This is a genomic window from Caballeronia sp. INML3B (assembly GCF_023631305.1).
GTDB lineage: Bacteria > Pseudomonadota > Gammaproteobacteria > Burkholderiales > Burkholderiaceae > Caballeronia > Caballeronia turbans.
In genome coordinates this window covers 16846-35313 of the sequence record NZ_JALQDI010000008.1, presented here as the reverse complement: position 1 = coordinate 35313, position 18468 = coordinate 16846, and the positions used below count along the sequence as shown (strand labels likewise).

19 protein-coding genes are annotated in these 18468 nt (G+C 63.0%); 11 read left to right on the top strand and 8 right to left on the bottom strand.

Features of this window, described 5'->3' with window-relative positions; all coding sequences use genetic code 11:
• The first annotated feature begins 35 nt into the window (after positions 1-35).
• From NCS58_RS07195 to NCS58_RS07150, 10 genes are all read left to right on the top strand, one after another.
• Positions 36-407: an SMR family transporter gene (locus tag NCS58_RS07195; RefSeq protein WP_061117400.1), complete on the top strand. Its 372-nt coding sequence runs from the start codon at positions 36-38 to the stop codon at positions 405-407.
• A 76-nt stretch (positions 408-483) separates the two neighbouring features.
• Complete coding sequence (locus tag NCS58_RS07190) at positions 484-1653, top strand: DegT/DnrJ/EryC1/StrS aminotransferase family protein (protein WP_250476601.1); 1170 nt, start codon at positions 484-486, stop codon at positions 1651-1653.
• Positions 1654-1687: 34 nt separating this feature from the next.
• Complete coding sequence (locus NCS58_RS07185; RefSeq protein WP_061117617.1) at positions 1688-2725, top strand: glycosyltransferase; 1038 nt, start codon at positions 1688-1690, stop codon at positions 2723-2725.
• Complete coding sequence (locus tag NCS58_RS07180; protein WP_250538187.1) at positions 2722-3708, top strand: formyltransferase; 987 nt, start codon at positions 2722-2724, stop codon at positions 3706-3708. Before NCS58_RS07185 ends, NCS58_RS07180 begins: the two co-directional genes overlap by 4 nt.
• Positions 3705-4751: a bifunctional UDP-4-keto-pentose/UDP-xylose synthase gene (locus NCS58_RS07175; RefSeq protein ID WP_061117403.1), complete on the top strand. Its 1047-nt coding sequence runs from the start codon at positions 3705-3707 to the stop codon at positions 4749-4751. Before NCS58_RS07180 ends, NCS58_RS07175 begins: the two co-directional genes overlap by 4 nt.
• A 9-nt stretch (positions 4752-4760) precedes the next feature.
• Positions 4761-5657: a polysaccharide deacetylase family protein gene (locus NCS58_RS07170; protein WP_250476599.1), complete on the top strand. Its 897-nt coding sequence runs from the start codon at positions 4761-4763 to the stop codon at positions 5655-5657.
• Between the two features lie 83 nt (positions 5658-5740).
• Complete coding sequence (locus tag NCS58_RS07165; RefSeq protein ID WP_250476598.1) at positions 5741-6202, top strand: peroxiredoxin; 462 nt, start codon at positions 5741-5743, stop codon at positions 6200-6202.
• 397 nt (positions 6203-6599) lie between these two features.
• Positions 6600-8468: a PhoH family protein gene (locus NCS58_RS07160; RefSeq protein ID WP_061117406.1), complete on the top strand. Its 1869-nt coding sequence runs from the start codon at positions 6600-6602 to the stop codon at positions 8466-8468.
• A gap of 193 nt (positions 8469-8661) precedes the next feature.
• Positions 8662-9612 carry a C40 family peptidase gene (locus NCS58_RS07155; RefSeq protein ID WP_250476597.1) on the top strand — a complete coding sequence of 317 codons (951 nt, stop codon included), beginning with the start codon at positions 8662-8664 and terminating at the stop codon, positions 9610-9612.
• A gap of 58 nt (positions 9613-9670) precedes the next feature.
• Positions 9671-10477, top strand: coding sequence for an SDR family oxidoreductase (locus NCS58_RS07150; RefSeq protein WP_061117408.1), 807 nt, complete (start codon positions 9671-9673; stop codon positions 10475-10477).
• 49 nt (positions 10478-10526) lie between these two features.
• On the opposite strand, the gene NCS58_RS07145 is transcribed toward NCS58_RS07150, so the two are convergent.
• The 8 genes from NCS58_RS07145 to NCS58_RS07110 all read right to left on the bottom strand — a co-directional run bounded on the left by NCS58_RS07145 (position 10527) and on the right by NCS58_RS07110 (position 16477).
• Positions 10527-11537 (bottom strand): inorganic phosphate transporter, encoded by a 1011-nt coding sequence (locus tag NCS58_RS07145; protein ID WP_061117409.1) that lies wholly within the window; start codon positions 11535-11537, stop codon positions 10527-10529.
• Between the two features lie 112 nt (positions 11538-11649).
• Positions 11650-12276: a DUF47 domain-containing protein gene (locus NCS58_RS07140; RefSeq protein WP_061117410.1), complete on the bottom strand. Its 627-nt coding sequence runs from the start codon at positions 12274-12276 to the stop codon at positions 11650-11652.
• A 139-nt stretch (positions 12277-12415) separates the two neighbouring features.
• Positions 12416-13804, bottom strand: coding sequence for a replicative DNA helicase (locus NCS58_RS07135; protein ID WP_008349838.1), 1389 nt, complete (start codon positions 13802-13804; stop codon positions 12416-12418).
• Between the two features lie 116 nt (positions 13805-13920).
• Positions 13921-14376: a 50S ribosomal protein L9 gene (gene rplI, locus NCS58_RS07130; RefSeq protein ID WP_061117411.1), complete on the bottom strand. Its 456-nt coding sequence runs from the start codon at positions 14374-14376 to the stop codon at positions 13921-13923.
• 28 nt (positions 14377-14404) lie between these two features.
• Entirely contained in the window at positions 14405-14680 is a 276-nt protein-coding gene (rpsR, locus tag NCS58_RS07125; RefSeq protein WP_007000150.1) for a 30S ribosomal protein S18, read from the bottom strand.
• 2 nt (positions 14681-14682) lie between these two features.
• On the bottom strand, positions 14683-14982 hold the full coding sequence (gene priB, locus NCS58_RS07120; RefSeq protein ID WP_061117412.1) for a primosomal replication protein N: 300 nt from the start codon (positions 14980-14982) through the stop codon (positions 14683-14685).
• A gap of 41 nt (positions 14983-15023) precedes the next feature.
• Entirely contained in the window at positions 15024-15395 is a 372-nt protein-coding gene (gene rpsF, locus NCS58_RS07115) for a 30S ribosomal protein S6 (protein WP_061117413.1), read from the bottom strand.
• A gap of 128 nt (positions 15396-15523) precedes the next feature.
• On the bottom strand, positions 15524-16477 hold the full coding sequence (locus tag NCS58_RS07110) for a LysR family transcriptional regulator (RefSeq protein ID WP_061117414.1): 954 nt from the start codon (positions 16475-16477) through the stop codon (positions 15524-15526).
• A gap of 171 nt (positions 16478-16648) precedes the next feature.
• Here NCS58_RS07110 and gcl point away from each other — a divergent pair, with 171 nt between their 5' ends.
• Entirely contained in the window at positions 16649-18424 is a 1776-nt protein-coding gene (gene gcl, locus NCS58_RS07105; RefSeq protein ID WP_061117415.1) for a glyoxylate carboligase, read from the top strand.
• The last annotated feature ends 44 nt before the right edge of the window (positions 18425-18468 follow it).

Below are 18468 nucleotides of genomic sequence, written 5' to 3'. Positions count from 1 at the left end.
CCGAGTATCCTTGTTCCGGATTTGAAAAACGCGCGATGAACCCGATTTCCTTTATTTGCATCGTCATCGGCGTATCGTTGAACGCGTGCGCCCAGCTTCTGCTCAAAGCCGGCGTGAATGCGGTGGGCCATTTCGACATGACGCCCGCCAACATTTTGCCGGTCGGCTTAAAGATTGCGACGCAGTGGCCCATCATCGGCGGGCTCGCGTGCTATGTGCTGAGCGTCGTCGTGTGGATCGTCGGCCTGTCGCGCGTGGACGTATCGATCGCCTACCCGATGCTTTCGCTCGGCTATGTCGTCAATGCGTTCGCCGCGTGGTACCTGTTCGGCGAAGTGCTGTCGATGCAGCGGCTCCTCGGCATCGGCATCATTCTGATTGGCGTCGTGGTGCTGGCGCGCGGCTAGTTCGCCGAATCTCGTCGGCTAGTTCGCCGAATCGAAGCGTCGGCCGGATCAATTCATTTTTTAAACGCATAGTCCAATGACTCAAACAACGCGGCCGTTTTTGCCTTTCGTGAAACCGGAGATCGACGAGGAAACCATTCAGGGCGTGATCGACGTGCTGCGCTCGGGCTGGATCACGACCGGACCGCAAAACCAGCAGTTCGAAGCCGAACTGTCGGCGTACGTCGGCGGCCGCCCGGTGCGGGCGTTCAACTCGGGCACCTGCACGATGGAGATCGGCTTGCGCATCGCCGGCGTCGGCCCGGGCGACGAAGTCATCACCACGCCGATGACCTGGGTGTCGACCGCGAACGTGATCCTCGAAGTGGGCGCGACGCCGGTGTTCGTCGATATCGATCCGGTCACGCGCAACATCGACCTGAACCTGCTGGAGCGCGCGATCACGCCGCGCACGAAGGCGATCATGCCGGTCTATCTGGCGGGCCTGCCCGTCGACATGGACAGGCTTTACGACATCGCGCGCGCCCACAAGCTGCGCGTCATCGAGGACGCCGCCCAGGCGTTCGGCTCGAGCTGGCGCGGCAAGCGCATCGGCGCGATCGGCGACATCGTGTCGTTCAGCTTCCACGCGAACAAGAACGTGACGTCGATCGAAGGCGGCGCGCTCGTGCTCAACAATGAGGACGAAGCAGAACTGGCGCGCAAATATCGCCTGCAGGGCATCACGCGCACGGGATTCGACGGCATGGACTGCGACGTGCTCGGCGGCAAGTACAACCTGACGGATGTGGCCGCGCGCGTCGGGCTCGGCCAGTTGCGGCAGATCGAGCGGTTCACCGAAAAGCGTCGCGAACTCGCGCGCGCGTACTTCGACGCATTCGAAGGCGGGGCAGCGGTCAGGCTCGGCGCCGGCTTGCCCACGCCGAATTTCACCGACAGCAACTGGCACATGTTTCAGATCGCGCTGCCGCTCGAGAGGCTCAGGCTCACGCGCGCGGAGTTCATGAGTGAAATGAAGGATCGCGGCATCGGCACGGGGCTGCACTACCCGGCGCTGCATCTTTTCACGCTGTATCGCGCGCGCGGCTTCAAGGAAGGCATGTTTCCTCATGCGGAGCGCTACGGCGCGTCGACGGTCACGCTGCCGCTCTTCACGCTGATGAGCACGGACGATGTCGAACACGTCGTGAAATCGGTCGACGAGATTTTCGAGCAGTTCGGCGGCGACCAGAAAGAGAATGGATAACTTACAGCGGGCAACCAAGGACAATCAGCGCAACATGAGTCATCTGGATTTTCCGGCGACGTCCCCCGAACTTTCGGTGATCATCCCGGTGTACAACGAGGAAGACGGCCTCGCCGCCCTCTTTCAGCGCCTGTATCCGGCGCTCGACGCGCTCGGCACGTCGTACGAGGTGATCTTCATCAACGACGGCAGCCGCGACAAATCGGCTGCGTTGCTCGCGCAGCAGTTCCGCGAGCGGCCCGACACCACGCGCGTCATTCTGCTCAACGGCAATTACGGCCAGCACATGGCGATTCTCGCGGGCTTCGAACAGTCGCGTGGCGAGATCGTCGTCACGCTCGATGCCGACCTGCAGAATCCGCCCGAGGAAATCGCCAAGCTCGTCGAGAAAATGCGCGAGGGTTACGACTACGTCGGCACCATTCGTCAGCAGCGGCAAGACAGCCTGTGGCGCAAGAAGGCGTCGCGCGCGATGAACCGCCTGCGGGAGCGCATCACGAAGATTCGCATGACCGACCAGGGCTGCATGCTGCGCGCGTACAGCCGCCATATCATCGATACGATCAACCGCTGCGGCGAGATCAACACGTTCATTCCCGCGCTCGCGTACACGTTCGCGCAGAATCCCATCGAAGTCGATGTCGCGCATGAAGAGCGCTTCGCGGGCGAGTCGAAGTATTCGCTCTACAGTCTCATCCGCCTGAACTTCGATCTCGTCACCGGATTTTCGGTGGTGCCGCTGCAATGGCTGTCGTTCATCGGCGTGATTCTGTCGGTGGGCTCGGCGGGCCTCTTCCTGCTGCTGTTGATTCGCCGCTTCATGTTCGGCGCGGAAGTCCAGGGTGTGTTCACCCTCTTCGCCATCACGTTCTTCATGCTCGGCGTGATCATCTTCGCGCTCGGACTTCTCGGGGAGTACATCGGGCGCATCTATCAGCAGGTGCGCGCGCGGCCTCGCTATCTCGTCCAGACGATCCTCGAAGAGCGCGACGGCCTGCCTTCCGCGATCAAGCCGCTTCAGGAATCCGTACAGCACGTGGCCGTCGTCACGCGTGAGGAAGACGGCCGATGAAGCCGCGCGCAGTCGTCTTCGCCTATCACAACGTCGGCGTGCGCTGTCTGCAGGTGCTGCTCGCGCGCGGCGTCGATGTCGCGCTCGTCGTCACGCACGAGGACAGCGCGAGTGAAAACATCTGGTTCGGCAGCGTCGCGCAAGTTGCGGCCGAACACAGCATCGACACGATCACACCCGCAGATCCGAAGGCGCCCGAACTCTACGACGCGCTGCAAAAGATCGCGCCGGACTTCATCTTCTCGTTCTACTACCGCCATATGCTGCCGGTCTCGCTGCTCTCGCTCGCGCGGCGCGGCGCGTACAACATGCATGGCTCGCTTTTGCCCAAGTATCGCGGCCGGGTGCCGACGAACTGGGCGGTGCTCAACGGCGAGACCGAGACCGGCGCGACGCTGCACGAAATGGCGGAGAAGCCCGACGCGGGCGCGATCCTCGCGCAGACGCCGGTGCCGATTCTCCCCGACGACACCGCGGCGCTCGTCTTCGACAAGACCGTCGTCGCCGCCGAGCAGACGCTCTGGCGCGTGCTGCCCGCGCTCCTGGCGGGCGAAGCTGCGCATCTGCCGAACGATCTCGCGGCGGGCAGCTATTACGGCGGGCGCAAGCCGGAAGATGGCCGCATCGACTGGTCGCTGCCCGCCCAGCGTGTCTACAACCTGATCCGCGCGGTTGCACCGCCCTATCCGGGCGCATTCACGGATATCGGCGCGGACCGTTTCATCGTCGCGCGGGCGCGGCTCGTGCCTGAAACCGGCGCGCCCGGATTTTCCTCCGAAAGACTCGGTGAGTTGCGGGGTTTGCCCCCGGGCCTAAGGGTGGCGGATAATGCGCTGTTCGGCGTCTGCGGCGATGGCCGCGTCATCGCCATCCACGAATTGCGCCATCGGACGCTCGACGCCGATTCGCAACCCGTGGACGAAGAGCGCCCCGTCGATCCCGCCGAATTCGGCCGCATCATTCAATCCTCTCGTCATTCATGAAAAAAGTTCTGATCCTGGGTGTCAATGGCTTCATCGGCCACCACCTGTCCAAGCGCATCCTCGAAACCACCGACTGGGAAGTCTTCGGGATGGACATGCAAACCGATCGCCTGGGCGAGCTCGCGAATCACGAGCGGATGCATTTCTTCGAAGGCGACATCACGATCAACAAGGAGTGGGTCGAGTATCACGTGAAGAAGTGCGACGTGATCCTGCCGCTCGTCGCGATCGCAACGCCCGCGACTTACGTGAAGCAGCCGCTGCGCGTGTTCGAGCTCGACTTCGAAGCGAATCTGCCGATCGTCCGTTCGGCCGTGAAGTACGGCAAGCATCTCGTGTTTCCGTCGACCTCCGAGGTCTACGGCATGTGCGCGGACGAGCAGTTCGATCCGGAAAACTCGATGCTCTCCTACGGCCCCATCAACAAGCCGCGCTGGATCTATGCGTGCTCGAAGCAGTTGATGGACCGCGTGATCTGGGGCTACGGCATGGAAGGGCTGAACTTCACCCTCTTCCGTCCGTTCAACTGGATCGGCCCGGGTCTCGACTCGATCTACACGCCGAAGGAAGGTTCGTCGCGCGTCGTGACGCAGTTCCTCGGCCATATCGTGCGCGGCGAGAACATCAGCCTCGTCGACGGCGGCGCACAGAAGCGCGCGTTCACCGACATCGACGACGGCATCGGCGCGCTGATGAAGATCATCGAGAACAAGGACGGCGTGGCCTCGGGCAAGATCTATAACATCGGCAATCCGACGAACAACTTCTCGGTGCGCGAACTGGCGCACAAGATGCTCACGCTCGCAAACGAGTTCCCCGAATACTCGGAGACCGCGAAGAAGGTGCAGCTCGTCGAGACCTCGTCGGGTGCGTACTACGGCAACGGCTATCAGGACGTGCAGAACCGCGTGCCCAAGATCGACAACACGATGCAGGAGCTCGATTGGGCGCCGCAAGCCACCATGGACGACGCGTTGCGCAAGATCTTCGAAGCGTATCGCGGTCACGTGGGCGAGGCCCGCAAGCTCGTCGAGCAGTCGTAAGGAAGAAGCGTGGCGCGCATCGTTCTCAAGATCGACGTCGATACGCTGCGCGGCACGCGCGAAGGCGTACCCAACCTCGGGCGCCTGCTCGACAAGTACAGCGCTCGCGCGACGTTCCTGTTCAGCCTCGGCCCCGATCATACGGGCTGGGCGCTGCGCCGGGTCTTCCGGCCGGGCTTCCTCAAGAAGGTTTCGCGCACTTCGGTGGTCGAGCATTACGGCGTGAAGACGCTCATGTACGGCGTGCTGTTGCCGGGGCCGGACATCGGCCGCGAAGCGGTATCGGAGATGCGCGCGATTCACGAGGCCGGCTTCGAATGCGGCATCCATACGTGGGATCACGTGTACTGGCAGGACAACGTGCGTGGACGCGACCGCGAATGGACCGTCGCGCAGATGCAGCAGAGCCATGCGCGCTTCATCGAGATCTTCGGCGGCCCGCCCGTCACCCACGGCGCGGCCGGCTGGCAAATGAACGGCTATGCGTTCGAGCAGATCGACGCGTGGGGCATGCGCTATGCGTCCGACGGGCGCGGCCACTCGCCGTACATTCCCGTGCTGGAAGGCCGCACGCTGAATCACATCCAGATGCCCACCACGCTTCCGACGCTCGACGAAGTGCTCGGTGTCGACGGCGTCGACGAAAGCAACGTTGCGTCGCGCGTCTTGCGCCATACGGCCGATAATCCGCACGATCAGGTATTCACCCTGCACGCCGAGCTCGAAGGCCAGAAGCTCGCGCCCGTGTTCGAGCAACTGCTCGCCGGCTGGCGCGCGCAGGGACACAGCTTCGCCACGATGGGTGATTACCATGCGGCGCTGGACCGTGCGTCGCTGCCCACGTACCCTGTGACGTGGGGCGAGATTCCGGGCCGCGCGGGCGAGCTGATCGTTCAGCCGGGCTGACGCGGCGCGTGGCCGATTACGGCCTGCCTCGCGAGCTTCGTCCTATTTCTCACCTTCAAACCAGAACTACCGGAGAAACCTACGTGTCAGTCGCAGTCGACCAGCCCGTTCCCGACTTCACCGCCCCCGCGACGGGTGGCGAGTTCACCCTGTCGTCCCTGCGTGGGAAGAAGGTCGTGCTCTTCTTTTACCCGAAGGACAACACCCCGGGCTGCACGACCGAAAGCCTGCAGTTTCGCGACCACTACGACCAGTTCAAGGCGGCAGGTGCGGAAGTGATCGGCATCTCGCGCGACAGCGTGAAATCGCACGACAACTTCAAGGCCAAGCTGGAGCTGCCTTACACGCTGGTTTCCGACGGCGACGAAGCCATCTGCTCGGCCTTCGATGTCATCAAAATGAAGAAAATGTATGGCAAGGAAGTGCGCGGCGTCGAGCGTTCGACCTTCCTCATCGACGCGAATGGCGTACTCCGCCGCGAGTTCCGCGGCGTCAAGGTGCCAGGCCACGTAGAGGCGATTGTGGAGGCTGTACAAGCGATTTGAGGCACGTTATATTGGTTCGCAATGAGCGCCTGTCCTCCCCATTCCCTCTGCCTTAGCGCGAGCCGCCGTGTGCCTGCCGGTACGGTCGGCATGGACCCGGGCTACGTGGAGTCGGCAAGGCAAAGGCGCTCTGAAGCAGAAGTCAGCCGCTGGTTCCGGTAGTCGGAACGGCGGCTTTTTCATTTGGCGCCGCACAAAAGCCAGGTTCATCGGCTCATGCGCGACGCCTTGCACGCGACCTCCAAGGAGCAGATCGAAACTTAGGCGAACCGGCGATTTCGACAACGAAGCGCGCCACCGGGCGCAAACTGCTGGATGCGTATCGCTTCGAGGGCGTACGAGCAGGATGCGACAGGCGGCGCACGATACACGACCCGATTCCTTTCGAGGGAACACTATGCCTTTGCCTACCGCCCCGGCCAAGCTCGGCCACCTCCTTCCGGCTGAAGAATACAAGGCCAAAGCCCGGCCTTCGAAGCAGTCGAAGAAACAAGCCGCGGCGAGCGATGACGACGCCTACGGCGCGGTCGAAACCGTCGCGGCTGAGCGTCCCGCCGCTACGAACGCCGCGCACACGCTGCGCTCGATCGCAAGCGACGTGCTGACCCAGATTCCGGCCGAACCGCATATGGAAGCGGTCGTGCCGCCGCCCGCGCCGGGCACCGTGCCGACGCGCGGCCGAAAATCGAAACAGACCGCGGCGCTCCTGCAGGCGGCGCCGGGCGCGCGCGCCACGCCGGAACCCGTCGAAGCCCGCACCGGGCGCGCCGAAACCCCTGTGGCGCCCGAGGCATCGGCCCCGGCCGTGGCAAGAGACACGCGCACGCAGAACAAGCGCCGCAAGGGCACGGCAACCGAAGACGAGTTGCGCAAGCTATTCGTGCTCGACACCAACGTGCTGATGCACGATCCGAGCTCGCTCTTCCGCTTCGAGGAACACGACGTCTATCTGCCGATGATGACGTTGGAAGAACTCGACAATCACAAGAAGGGCATGTCGGAAGTCGCGCGCAACGCCCGTCAGGTGAGCCGCACGCTCGATGCGCTCGTCGCGCACGCGGGCGACGCCGGCAAGATGGCGGAAGGTTTGCCGTTGGCCGCGCAAGGCAACCGCGACGCGCTCGGCCGCCTTTACTTCCAGACGACGCTCACTGACATCGAGCCGGTGGAAGGCTTGCCTGTCGGCAAGGCGGACAATCAGATTCTCGGCGTCGTGCGCGCGCTGCAAAAAGAGCGGCCGGATCGTCAGGTCGTGCTGGTGTCGAAAGACATCAACATGCGCATCAAGGCGCACGCGCTCGGGCTGCCCGCCGAGGACTATTTCAACGACCAGGTTCTCGAGGACAAGGACCTGCTCTACTCGGGCGTGCGCGCGCTGCCGCAGGACTTCTGGACCAAACACGCCAAGGGCATGGAAAGCTGGCAGGACACCAAGACCGGCACGACCTATTACCGCGTGACCGGGCCGCTGTGCCCGTCGATGCTCGTCAACGAGTTCGTCTATCTGGAGCCGCAGAACGGCGAGCCGTCGTTTCACGCGGTCGTGCGCGAGTTGAACGGCAAGACCGCGCTCCTGCAGACGCTGCGCGATTACGGTCATCACAAGAACAACGTGTGGGGCATCACGGCGCGCAATCGCGAGCAAAACTTCGCGCTCAACCTGTTGATGAACCCGGAAGTCGATTTCGTCACGCTGCTTGGCCAGGCGGGCACCGGCAAGACGCTGATGGCGCTCGCCGCGGGCCTCGCTCAAGTGCTCGACGACAAGCGCTACAACGAGATCATCGTGACGCGCGCGACGGTTCCGGTCGGCGAGGATATAGGCTTCCTGCCGGGGACCGAGGAAGAGAAGATGCAGCCGTGGATGGGCGCATTCGACGACAACCTCGAAGTCCTGCAGAAGACCGACGACGCCGCTGGCGAATGGGGCCGCGCCGCAACGCAGGAACTCATCCGTTCGCGACTGAAGGTGAAGAGCATGAACTTCATGCGCGGGCGCACGTTCGTCGACAAGTACGTGATCATCGACGAGGCGCAGAACCTGACGCCTAAGCAGATGAAAACACTCGTCACGCGTGCGGGCCCTGGCACGAAGATCATCTGCCTCGGCAACATCGCGCAGATCGACACGCCGTACCTGACCGAAGGCAGTTCAGGGCTTACGTATGTCGTCGATCGCTTCAAGGGCTGGACGCACAGCGGGCACGTGACGCTCGCGCGCGGCGAGCGTTCGCGTCTTGCGGATTACGCCTCCGATATTCTCTAAGCAGCGCGTGCGCGTACCCGGCGGCCCGGTGGAGGAATCCCCCGGGCCGTTTCCTTTTATCAGAACGTTCCCCGGCTGCAACACTTACGGCACGAACTTCATGTAAATCCTGAAGACATCTTGTCGCAGCTCCGTTCGGCGGGCTAGTATCGGCACAGTGCCCTTCCTGGCGAGATTTCGCTCGCCTATAGCAATGCGTCGAATCTGGTTCCTGCTTTCCGTCTCCGTACTGCTTGCCGCGTGTGGAACCGCGCCGCAGCAGACCTCACGCAGGCCCGCCGCCGGCACGACCGCCAACCGCACCTTCCAGACGCCGCCCGGCTTTCCGAACTTCGTCGATCACAGCGTCGGGCGCGAGGAAATTTCCATTCAGGCGATGTCGCTCGTCGGCGTGCCGTACCGTTGGGGCGGCAATACACCCGACGCCGGTTTCGATTGCAGCGGACTCGTGCGTTATGTCGTCGACCGTGCGGCGTCGGTCAATCTGCCGCGTACGACCGCCGACATGAGTTCGCGAGGCGAATCGGTCGAACCGGACGAGATCGCGCCGGGCGATCTGATCTTCTTCAACACGACCGGGCGGCCGCATTCGCACGTGGGCATATACGTCGGCAAGCTGCGCTTCGTGAATGCGCCATCGACGGGCGGCACCGTGCGGCTCGACTATCTGACGAACCCCTATTGGGCGAAGCGCTTTGACGGCATCCGGCGCGTCGCGCCGCCGAAGGCCGCACCCACGCCGTTCGACGCGCCGACTTATCTGGCTTCGCCCGCGCCGGCTCCTGCCTATCCGCGGCAAACGCCACCTCCTCCGACAAACGCCGACGCCTTCGAACCGCCGCCCTCCACGCTCACCGCCGCGCAACGACAATCGCAGGCCGCGGGCGCGATCGCGCCTCAGACCGCCGCCGTCGTCAACGCGCCGCCCGATCCGATCCAGGCAGCCGCCGATGCCTTCGAGCCGCCGCCCCCCAGCTCGCGCGCCGCAGTTCAACAGGCGCGCGCCGCTCAGACCGCCGCCAAGTCCGACGATGCCGCCGAACCGCCCGTACGCGTGATGCGCGCCTCGACTGGTTCGATCGCCGCGCCCCGGCCCGCGCAAAGCGACGATCCCATCGCCCGTTTCGCCACCGGCACGAACTGACGCCCGCCACGCGTCTCTGCTATCGTGTTCCGATCATTCGTCGACGGAGCGCAACACCATGGACCTGGGACTCGCGGGCAAGGTCGTCCTGATCACGGGCGGCAGCAAGGGAATCGGATTTGCATGCGCTAAAGCGTTCGCGAGCGAAGGCGCGAAAGTCGCGATCGTCTCGCGCGATGCCGCGAATCTCGCCCGCGCCCGCGAGCAACTGGCGAGCGCGGGTTATCACGTCCATCTCGCGCGCGCCGATCTGCACGAAGCACACAGCGCCGAGGATGTGGTCGAGGAAGCGAGCGCCGCGCTCGGGCCGATCGATATTCTTATCAACAGCGCCGGCGCCGCCCGGCGCTACGATCCCGACACCCTCGATGCCGCGGCTTACAAAGCGGCCATGGACGCCAAGTACTTCTCCTACGTCTATCCGCAGCAGGTCGTGCTGAAGCGCATGGCCGAACGCCTGCGCAACGATCCCGGCGCCGAGCCTGGCGCGATCGTCAATATCGTCGGGATGGGCGGGAAGATCGCAACGGACATCCACATCGCGGGCGGCGCGGCCAATGCGGCGCTGATGCTCAATACCGTCGGCCTCGCTCATCATTATGCGAAGCTCGGCATTCGCATCAACGCGATCAATCCGGGCGCGACGCTCACCGAGCGCGTCGAGGAAGCCCTGGATCTGGAAGCGAAACGGCAAGGCGTCACGCGCGATCAGGTGCTCGCCGAAAGCCAGGCGAAAGTGCCCCTCGGGCGCTACGCGAAACCGGAGGAAATCGCCGACGTCGCGCTCTTTCTGGCGAGCCGCCGCGCGAGTTACGTGTCGGGCGCGATCATTCCGATGGACGGAGTGTCGTCGCCGATCATTTGATGCGCTCGGGCCGCGCGACGGTTCGGGGACCCGAGACGGGACACGACGCTTACAAGAAGCGGTGGCCGACCCACCAGCCCGCTGCGGCGAGCGCGGCGGAGGCGGGAATCGTCAGAATCCAGGCCCACACGATGTTGCCCGCGACGCCCCAGCGCACCGCGCTGAACTTCTGCGTCGCGCCCACGCCGACGATCGCGCCGGTGATCGTATGCGTCGTCGAAACTGGAATGCCGAGGAACGACGCGACGAAAAGCGTGATCGCCCCGCCCGTCTCCGCGCAGAATCCGCCGACCGGCTTCAACTTCGTGATTTTCTGGCCCATCGTGCGCACGATCCGCCAGCCGCCGAAGAGCGTCCCGAGACCCATCGACAGATAGCACAGGCCGATCACCCAGACCGGCGGCGCATCGGAGGCCGCCGACGCGTAGCCGGTCGCGATCAGCAGCATCCAGATGATGCCGATCGTCTTTTGCGCGTCGTTGCCGCCGTGGCCGAGCGAATACAGGCCTGCCGAGACAAGCTGCATGCGCCGGAAACGCCGGTCGACCTTCGAAGGCGGTGTGCGGAAATACAGCCACGACACGAGCAGCATGAAGAACGAGCCGAGCACGAAGCCGAGCAGCGGCGAGATGAAAATGAACGCGACCGTTTTCAGCAGCCCGTCCCAGTTGAGCGATCCCCAGCCCGACTTCGCGAGCGCGGCGCCGACGAGACCGCCGATGAGCGCGTGCGACGAGCTCGACGGAATGCCGTAGTGCCACGTGACGATATTCCAGCCGATCGCGCCGACGAGCGCGCCAAAGATCACGTAGTGATCGACGATCTCGGGATCGATGGTGCCTTTGCCGACGGTCGCCGCGACCTTCAGGTGAAAGATGAAATATGCAATGACGTTGAACGCAGCGGCGAATGCGACCGCCTGCTGTGGCTTGAGCACGCCGGTCGAAACGACCGTCGCAATGGAATTGGCGGCGTCGTGAAAGCCGTTCATGAAGTCGAACGCGAGCGCGACTATGACGAGCAAGGCGACTGCCCAGATGGCGAGTTGAATCGAATGCATCAGTTGGTGTTGTTTTGACCGGTCTTGAAATGCGCTGCCGGTTTGTCGTCCCGGTTTTTTCGTGTCCCGCCGCGCGCGGGCCCGCCGCGCGCCGGGGGCTTGGACGGCTTGGTCAGGCGTTTTCCAGCACGATGCCTTCGATGATGTTCGCGACGTCTTCGCACTTGTCGGTAATCGTCTCGAGCAGCTCGTAAATCGCCTTCAGCTTGATGAGCGTCTTCACGTCGTCTTCCTCGCGGAAGAGCTTCGACATCGCCGAGCGCAGCACGCGGTCGGCATCGGACTCCAGACGGTCGATTTCCTCGCAGATCTTCAGGATTTCGCTCGCGCGCTTCATGTCGGCCAGCAATTCGACGGCCTGCTGCACGCGTATCACCGTGCCGGTGCAGATATGCGCGAGCTGGCTGGCTTCCGACGTCACGGCGCGCACGTCGTACAGCGAAATGGCCGTCGCGACGTCCTCCATCAGATCGAGGATGTCGTCCATCGTCGTGATGAGCTTGTGGATTTCGTCGCGGTCGAGCGGCGTGATGAACGTCTTGTGCAGCAGGTCGATGGTCTCGTGCGTGAGCTTGTCGGCACGCTTTTCGTTCGCCTGGACGTTCTGCTTGTGGACCTCGGCATCGTCGAGGTTATCGATCAGCAGTTCGAGCTCGCGGCTCGCATCGACCATGCACTTCGCGTGCGCATTGAAGATCTCGAAGAATTTGCCCTCGGTGGGCATGAAACGACCAAACATGAAATTCCCGCTAAATGGGTCAGTGTTGACACAACATCAAACTGTCATATTGTACCTGTGCGTGTTATCCGACGCACCGCGCGTTCATGACGCGCGGCGGTGGTTGTCGGCAGGGATTGACAGTGATGCGATTCGGGGCTTATTCCCCGCCGTAGAAATTCTGCGCACCAGCGAAGTTGTCGAACTTCGTGTATTGGCCGTGGAACGTCAGGCGTACCGGCCCGATCGGACCGTTACGCTGCTTGCCGATGATGATCTCGGCGGTGCCCTTGTCAGGGCTGTCGGGGTTGTAGACTTCGTCGCGATAAATGAAGAGGATCACGTCCGCGTCCTGTTCGATAGCGCCGGATTCGCGCAAATCCGACATGATCGGGCGTTTGTTCGGACGTTGTTCGAGGCCGCGATTCAACTGCGACAGCGCGATCACCGGCACGTCGAGTTCCTTCGCGAGACTCTTGAGCGAGCGCGAGATTTCGGAGATTTCAGTCGCGCGGTTTTCGCCGCCGCCCGAGCCCGACATCAGTTGAAGGTAGTCGACGATGATCAGGCCGAGCTTGCCGCATTGGCGGGACAGACGCCGCGCGCGCGAGCGCAGTTCCATCGGATTGAGGCCGCCGGTTTCGTCGATGAAAAGCTGCGCCTCGCTCATTTTCTGCACCGCGTGCGTGAGCTTCGGCCAATCCTCATCCGTGAGACGGCCCGTGCGCATGCGGTGCTGATCCAGCCGGCCGACCGAACCCAGCATACGCATCGTCAGTTGCGTGCCCGGCATCTCCATCGAGAACACTGCGACGGGCAAGCCGTACTCCACCGCTACGTATTCGCCGATGTTCATGGAGAACGCCGTCTTGCCCATCGACGGGCGTCCCGCCACGATGATCAGCTCGCCGCCATGCATGCCAGAGGTCATGCGGTCGAGATCGACGAAGCCGGTCGGCGTGCCGGTCACATCACTCGGATTGGCCGTGTGGTACAGCGTGTCGATGCGCTCGACGACCTGCGTGAGCAGCGGCCCGATTTCCAGGAAGCCCTGCGTGCCGCGCGCCCCTTCTTCGGCGATCGAGAACACGCGCGCTTCGGCTTCATCGAGAATCTGACGAACTTCCTTGCCTTGCGGATTGAAGGCGTCGGCGGAGATTTCATCCGCGACCGACACGAGACGGCGCAGCACGGCACGGTCGCGCACGATCTCCGCGTAGCGGCGGATATTCGCGGCGCTGGGCGTGTTCTGCGCGAGCGCGTTCAGATACGCGAGCCCGCCTACTTCCTCGGCCTTGCCGGCCATCGTGAGCGCTTCGTAGACGGTGATCACGTCCGCCGGGCGCGTCGACGCGATCAGCTTGCCGATGTGCTCATAAATGATGCGATGGTCGTAGCGATAAAAATCGCCCTGGTGCATGACATCGGCGATGCGGTCCCATGCGGCGTTGTCCAGCAGCAGGCCGCCAATCACGGATTGCTCGGCTTCGATCGAATGCGGCGGGACCTTCAGCGCGTCGAGTTGCGGGTCTTTGGACGGAGCGTTCATGGGGTGGAATTATCGATTAATGTCGCGCGCTAGGCTACGTTCAGACGAAAAAAAGCGGAGCCATGAAAGGCTCCGCTTTTTCGTACCGCACGCGAGACCGGAGTCTCGCGAAAAACTTACGCGTGCTCGCCGAGCACCGACACGGTGACGTCGACCAGCACGTCCGTGTGCAGCGCCACTTGAACCGAATGGTCGCCGACCATCTTGAGCGGGCCTTGCGGCAGACGCACTTGCGCCTTTTCCACTTCGGCGAAGCCTTGCGACTTGAGTGCTTCAGCGATGTCCGCGTTCGTGACCGAACCGAACAGACGGCCGTCCACGCCCGCCTTTTGCGAGATCTGAACCGTGAAACCGTTCAGCTTTTCGCCTTGCTTTTGCGCGGCAGTCAGCTTCTCGGCGGCGACCTTTTCGAGCTCGGCGCGGCGAACTTCGAATTCGGCGATCGCGTCCTTCGTTGCGCGGCGTGCCTTCTTGCCGGGGATCAGGAAGTTACGTGCGTAGCCGTCCTTGACCTTGACGATATCGCCCAGGTTGCCCAGGTTGACGACCTTTTCCAAAAGAATGATTTGCATTTTTGGCTTTCCTTAGTGCGTCGTCTGATTAGGCCTTGTGCAGGTCGGTGTACGGCAGGAGCGCGAGGAAACGCGCGCGCTTGATCGCCGTGTCGAGCTGGCGCTGGTAGTGCGCCTTCGTGCCAGTCAGACGAGCCGGCGTGATCTTGCCGTTTTCGCCGATGAAGTCCTTCAGCGTTTCCGTGTCCTTGTAGTCGATGTACTCGACACCGGCTGCCGTGAAACGGCAAAACTTCTTGCGCTTGAAGAGCGGGTTTTGTTGCTGACGACGCTTGTCGAATTTCTTACCAGTCGGGCGGGGCATGATTAGTCCTTTCCAATGTCCTGCAATTCTGTGATGTGAAACACCAGGGTTCGCGCGTTACGGCTCTTTTTGGCCAGGAATCCGGTGAAGCGTGCTTCGACGCCCATCGGATAGTTTTCCAGCCTGCCGCTCGCCTCTCCAGCCGCAACCGCCTGCAGTGTCAGCTCGATCTTTCGGGCGATGCCCGCTTCGACGACTTCTGCCGCGTGTTGCAACGTGCAGCTTGCGATCGGGATGCCGGCGGGCGTGTACCGCACCGGTTCGCGCTCCACGACGCTTGCTGTCAGTTGCAGCCGGTTCACGAGATAGCTTCCCCTGGTGGCTTGACAGTTCGAAACTGTCCTTAAGCCTGCGCTTCGGACGGCTGGCTGGCCGCCTTCTTGGCTTCTTCGCGCTGCACTTCCTTCATCATCGGCGACGGGCCGGTTTCGGCCTTCTTCATCTTGACGATGAGGTGACGCAGAACGGCGTCGTTGAACTTGAACGCGTGTTCCAGTTCTTCGAGCGTAGCCTGGTCGCATTCGATGTTCATGCAGACGTAGTGAGCCTTCGCGAGTTTCTCGATCATGTAGGCCAGTTGGCGACGGCCCCAGTCCTCGATGCGGTGGATCTGGCCACCGTGCGACGTGATCGTGCTCTTGTAACGCTCGATCATCGCGGGCACTTGCTCGCTCTGATCGGGATGCACGATAAAGACGATTTCGTAATGACGCATGTTCACTCCTTGTAGCTACTTGTGGATTGAAGCCACCCGGGCGTCGGACCAGTGTGGCAAGTGAGAAGCCCGAAACTATAGCGCGAATCGGCTGGGCCGGCAAGTCAAATCGTCGGCTTTTCAAGCAGTTAGCGGCTGTGCTCGTGCGGCGGATGCGATTCGCCGGGAAGCGTCAGCGGACGGCTCCAGTAACCGGGCTGCGCATAGATTTCCTTAAGATAATCAATGAAATACCGCACGCGCGCCGGTACGTAGCGCTGTTGTGGATAGACCGCGAGGATGTCGTAGTCGGGCAGTTCGAATTCGTCGAGGACGGTTTCGAGTTCGCCCGACTCCAGTTGCCGCTGGATCTCCCAAGTCGAGCGCCAGCCGAGCCCCAGCCCTTCCGACGCCCAGCGGTGCAGCAACTCGCCGTCGTTGCAATCGAGGTTTCCGGTGACGCGAACCGTCACGACCTTGCCGCTACGCCGGAAATACCAGCCGCGGTTCTGTCCCCCCTGCAGATTGAACGCAAGGCAATTGTGATTCGGCAGGTCTTCGAGCGCTTTCGGCCGGCCGTGCTTCCTGAAGTAGGCAGGCGTGCCGCACACGACGCGCCGGTTGCTTGCGAGCTTGACGGCGACGAAATTCGGGTCGACCGCCCCGCCGATGCGAATCGACAGGTCATAGCCCTCGCGCACCAGATCGACGACGCGGTCGGTCAGATTGAACGACATCTGCAATTCGGGCTTGTCAGCGACGAACGCGGGCGCGTGCGGCGCGACGTGCATGCGCCCGAACGCCGCCGGCGCCGACACGATCAGATGTCCGCCCACCGCGCGCCGTCCCGCCGCGAGTTCGTTCTCTGCCTGATCCCATTCCGACAGCAGATTTTTGCAGCGGTCCAGAAACGCCGCGCCCTCTTCGCTCACGACGAGCCGCCTCGTCGAGCGATACATCAGCTTCACGCCGAGGCGCTTTTCGAGCGCGTCGATGCGCCTTCCGAGAATCACCGGCGACACGCCCTCCTCCAGCGCCGCCGCGGCCAGGCTGCCGGCTTCGGCCACGCGCACGAAGGTTTCTATCTGCTTGAAGCGGTCCATCTCTCGTCTCCAGCCGCCATATCGAGCGGAACGGACATTCGATACTTTTTGTTTGGGAAAAAGCGACTCCGGCTGATCTTATCAAACCTTTTTCACAGACTTAAAGTGCAACGGAACCCTGCTTGAATGCAGACAGCCATTTCGGATAGAGACCCCAGGAAGGAGACAACCATGCCCAAGATGAGAGCCGTCGACGCAGCCGTCCTCGTGCTGGAAAAAGAAGGAATCGACACCGCGTTCGGCGTGCCGGGCGCCGCCATCAACCCCTTCTACTCGGCGATGAAGAAGTCGGGCAGCATCAGCCACGTGCTCGCGCGCCACGTCGAGGGCGCCTCGCACATGGCCGAAGGTTATACCCGGGCCGCGCCCGGCAACATCGGCGTTTGCATCGGCACGTCGGGTCCGGCGGGCACGGACATGATCACGGGCCTCTACTCGGCCCAGGCGGATTCGATCCCCATTCTCGCCATCACCGGCCAGGCGCCGCGTGCGCGTCTGTACAAGGAAGACTTCCAGGCCGTCGACATCGAATCGATCGCCAAGCCGGTCACGAAGTGGGCCGTCACCGTGCGCGAGCCGGCGCTCGTGCCGCGCGTGTTCCAGCAGGCCTTCCATCTGATGCGCTCGGGCCGTCCGGGTCCGGTGCTGGTCGACCTGCCGATCGACGTGCAGCTCGCCGAGATCGAATTCGACATCGACACGTATGAGCCGCTGCCGGTCTACAAGCCGAAGGCAACGCGCGCGCAGATCGAAAAAGCGCTGACGATGCTCAACGACGCCGAAAAGCCGTTGATCGTCTCCGGCGGCGGCGTGCTGAATGCAGCGGCCGAAGATCTGCTCGTGCAGTTCGCCGAAACGCTCGGCGTGCCCGTCATTCCGACGCTCATGTCCTGGGGCGCGATTCCGGACGATCACCCGCTGATGGCCGGCATGGTCGGCCTGCAGACGTCGCACCGCTACGGTAACGCGACGATGCTCGCCTCCGACTTCGTGCTCGGCATCGGCAACCGCTGGGCGAACCGCCATACCGGCAGCGTCGAGGTTTACACCAAGGGCCGTAAGTTCGTGCACGTGGATATCGAGCCGACGCAGATCGGCCGCGTGTTCGGACCGGACCTCGGCATCGTGTCGGATGCGAAGGCCGCGCTCGAACTGTTCGTCGAAGTGGCGAAGGAATGGAAGGCCGCCGGCAAGCTGAAGGACCGCCGCGCGTGGGTCGCCGACTGCCAGCAGCGCAAGCGCACGATGCTGCGCAAGACGCACTTCGACAACGTCCCGATGAAGCCGCAGCGCGTCTACGAAGAGATGAATCTCGCGTTCGACCGCGACACCTGCTTCGTCACGACGATCGGTCTGTCGCAGATCGCGGGCGCGCAGTTCCTGCACGTCTTCAAGGCGCGTAACTGGATCAACTGCGGCCAGGCCGGCCCGCTCGGCTGGACGATTCCCGCTGCGCTCGGCGTGCGTGCCGCGGACCCGCAACGCAAGATCGTCGCGCTCTCGGGCGACTACGACTTCCAGTTCATGATCGAAGAGCTCGCGGTCGGCGCGCAATTCAAGCTGCCGTACGTGCACGTGGTCGTGAACAACTCGTACCTCGGCCTGATCCGTCAGGCGCAGCGCGGCTTCGACATGGACTATTGCGTGCAGCTCGCGTTCGACAATATCAATGCGCCTGAGCTCGAAGGCTATGGCGTGGATCACGTCGCGGTCGCCGAAGGTCTCGGCTGCAAGGCGCTGCGCGTGCACAAGCCGGAAGACATCGCACCGGCGCTCAAGCAGGCGCAGGCGCTGGCTGCCGAACATCAGGTGCCGGTCGTCGTCGAGATGATTCTCGAGCGCGTGACGAACATCGCGATGGGCACCGAGATCGACGCGATCAACGAATTCGAGGAGCTCGCCGCGAGCAAGGTCGATGCACCGACCGCAATCACGCCGCTCGACTGAGTATCGCCGCCGCGTGTCGAACGACCGGACCGCGCGGCGCACAT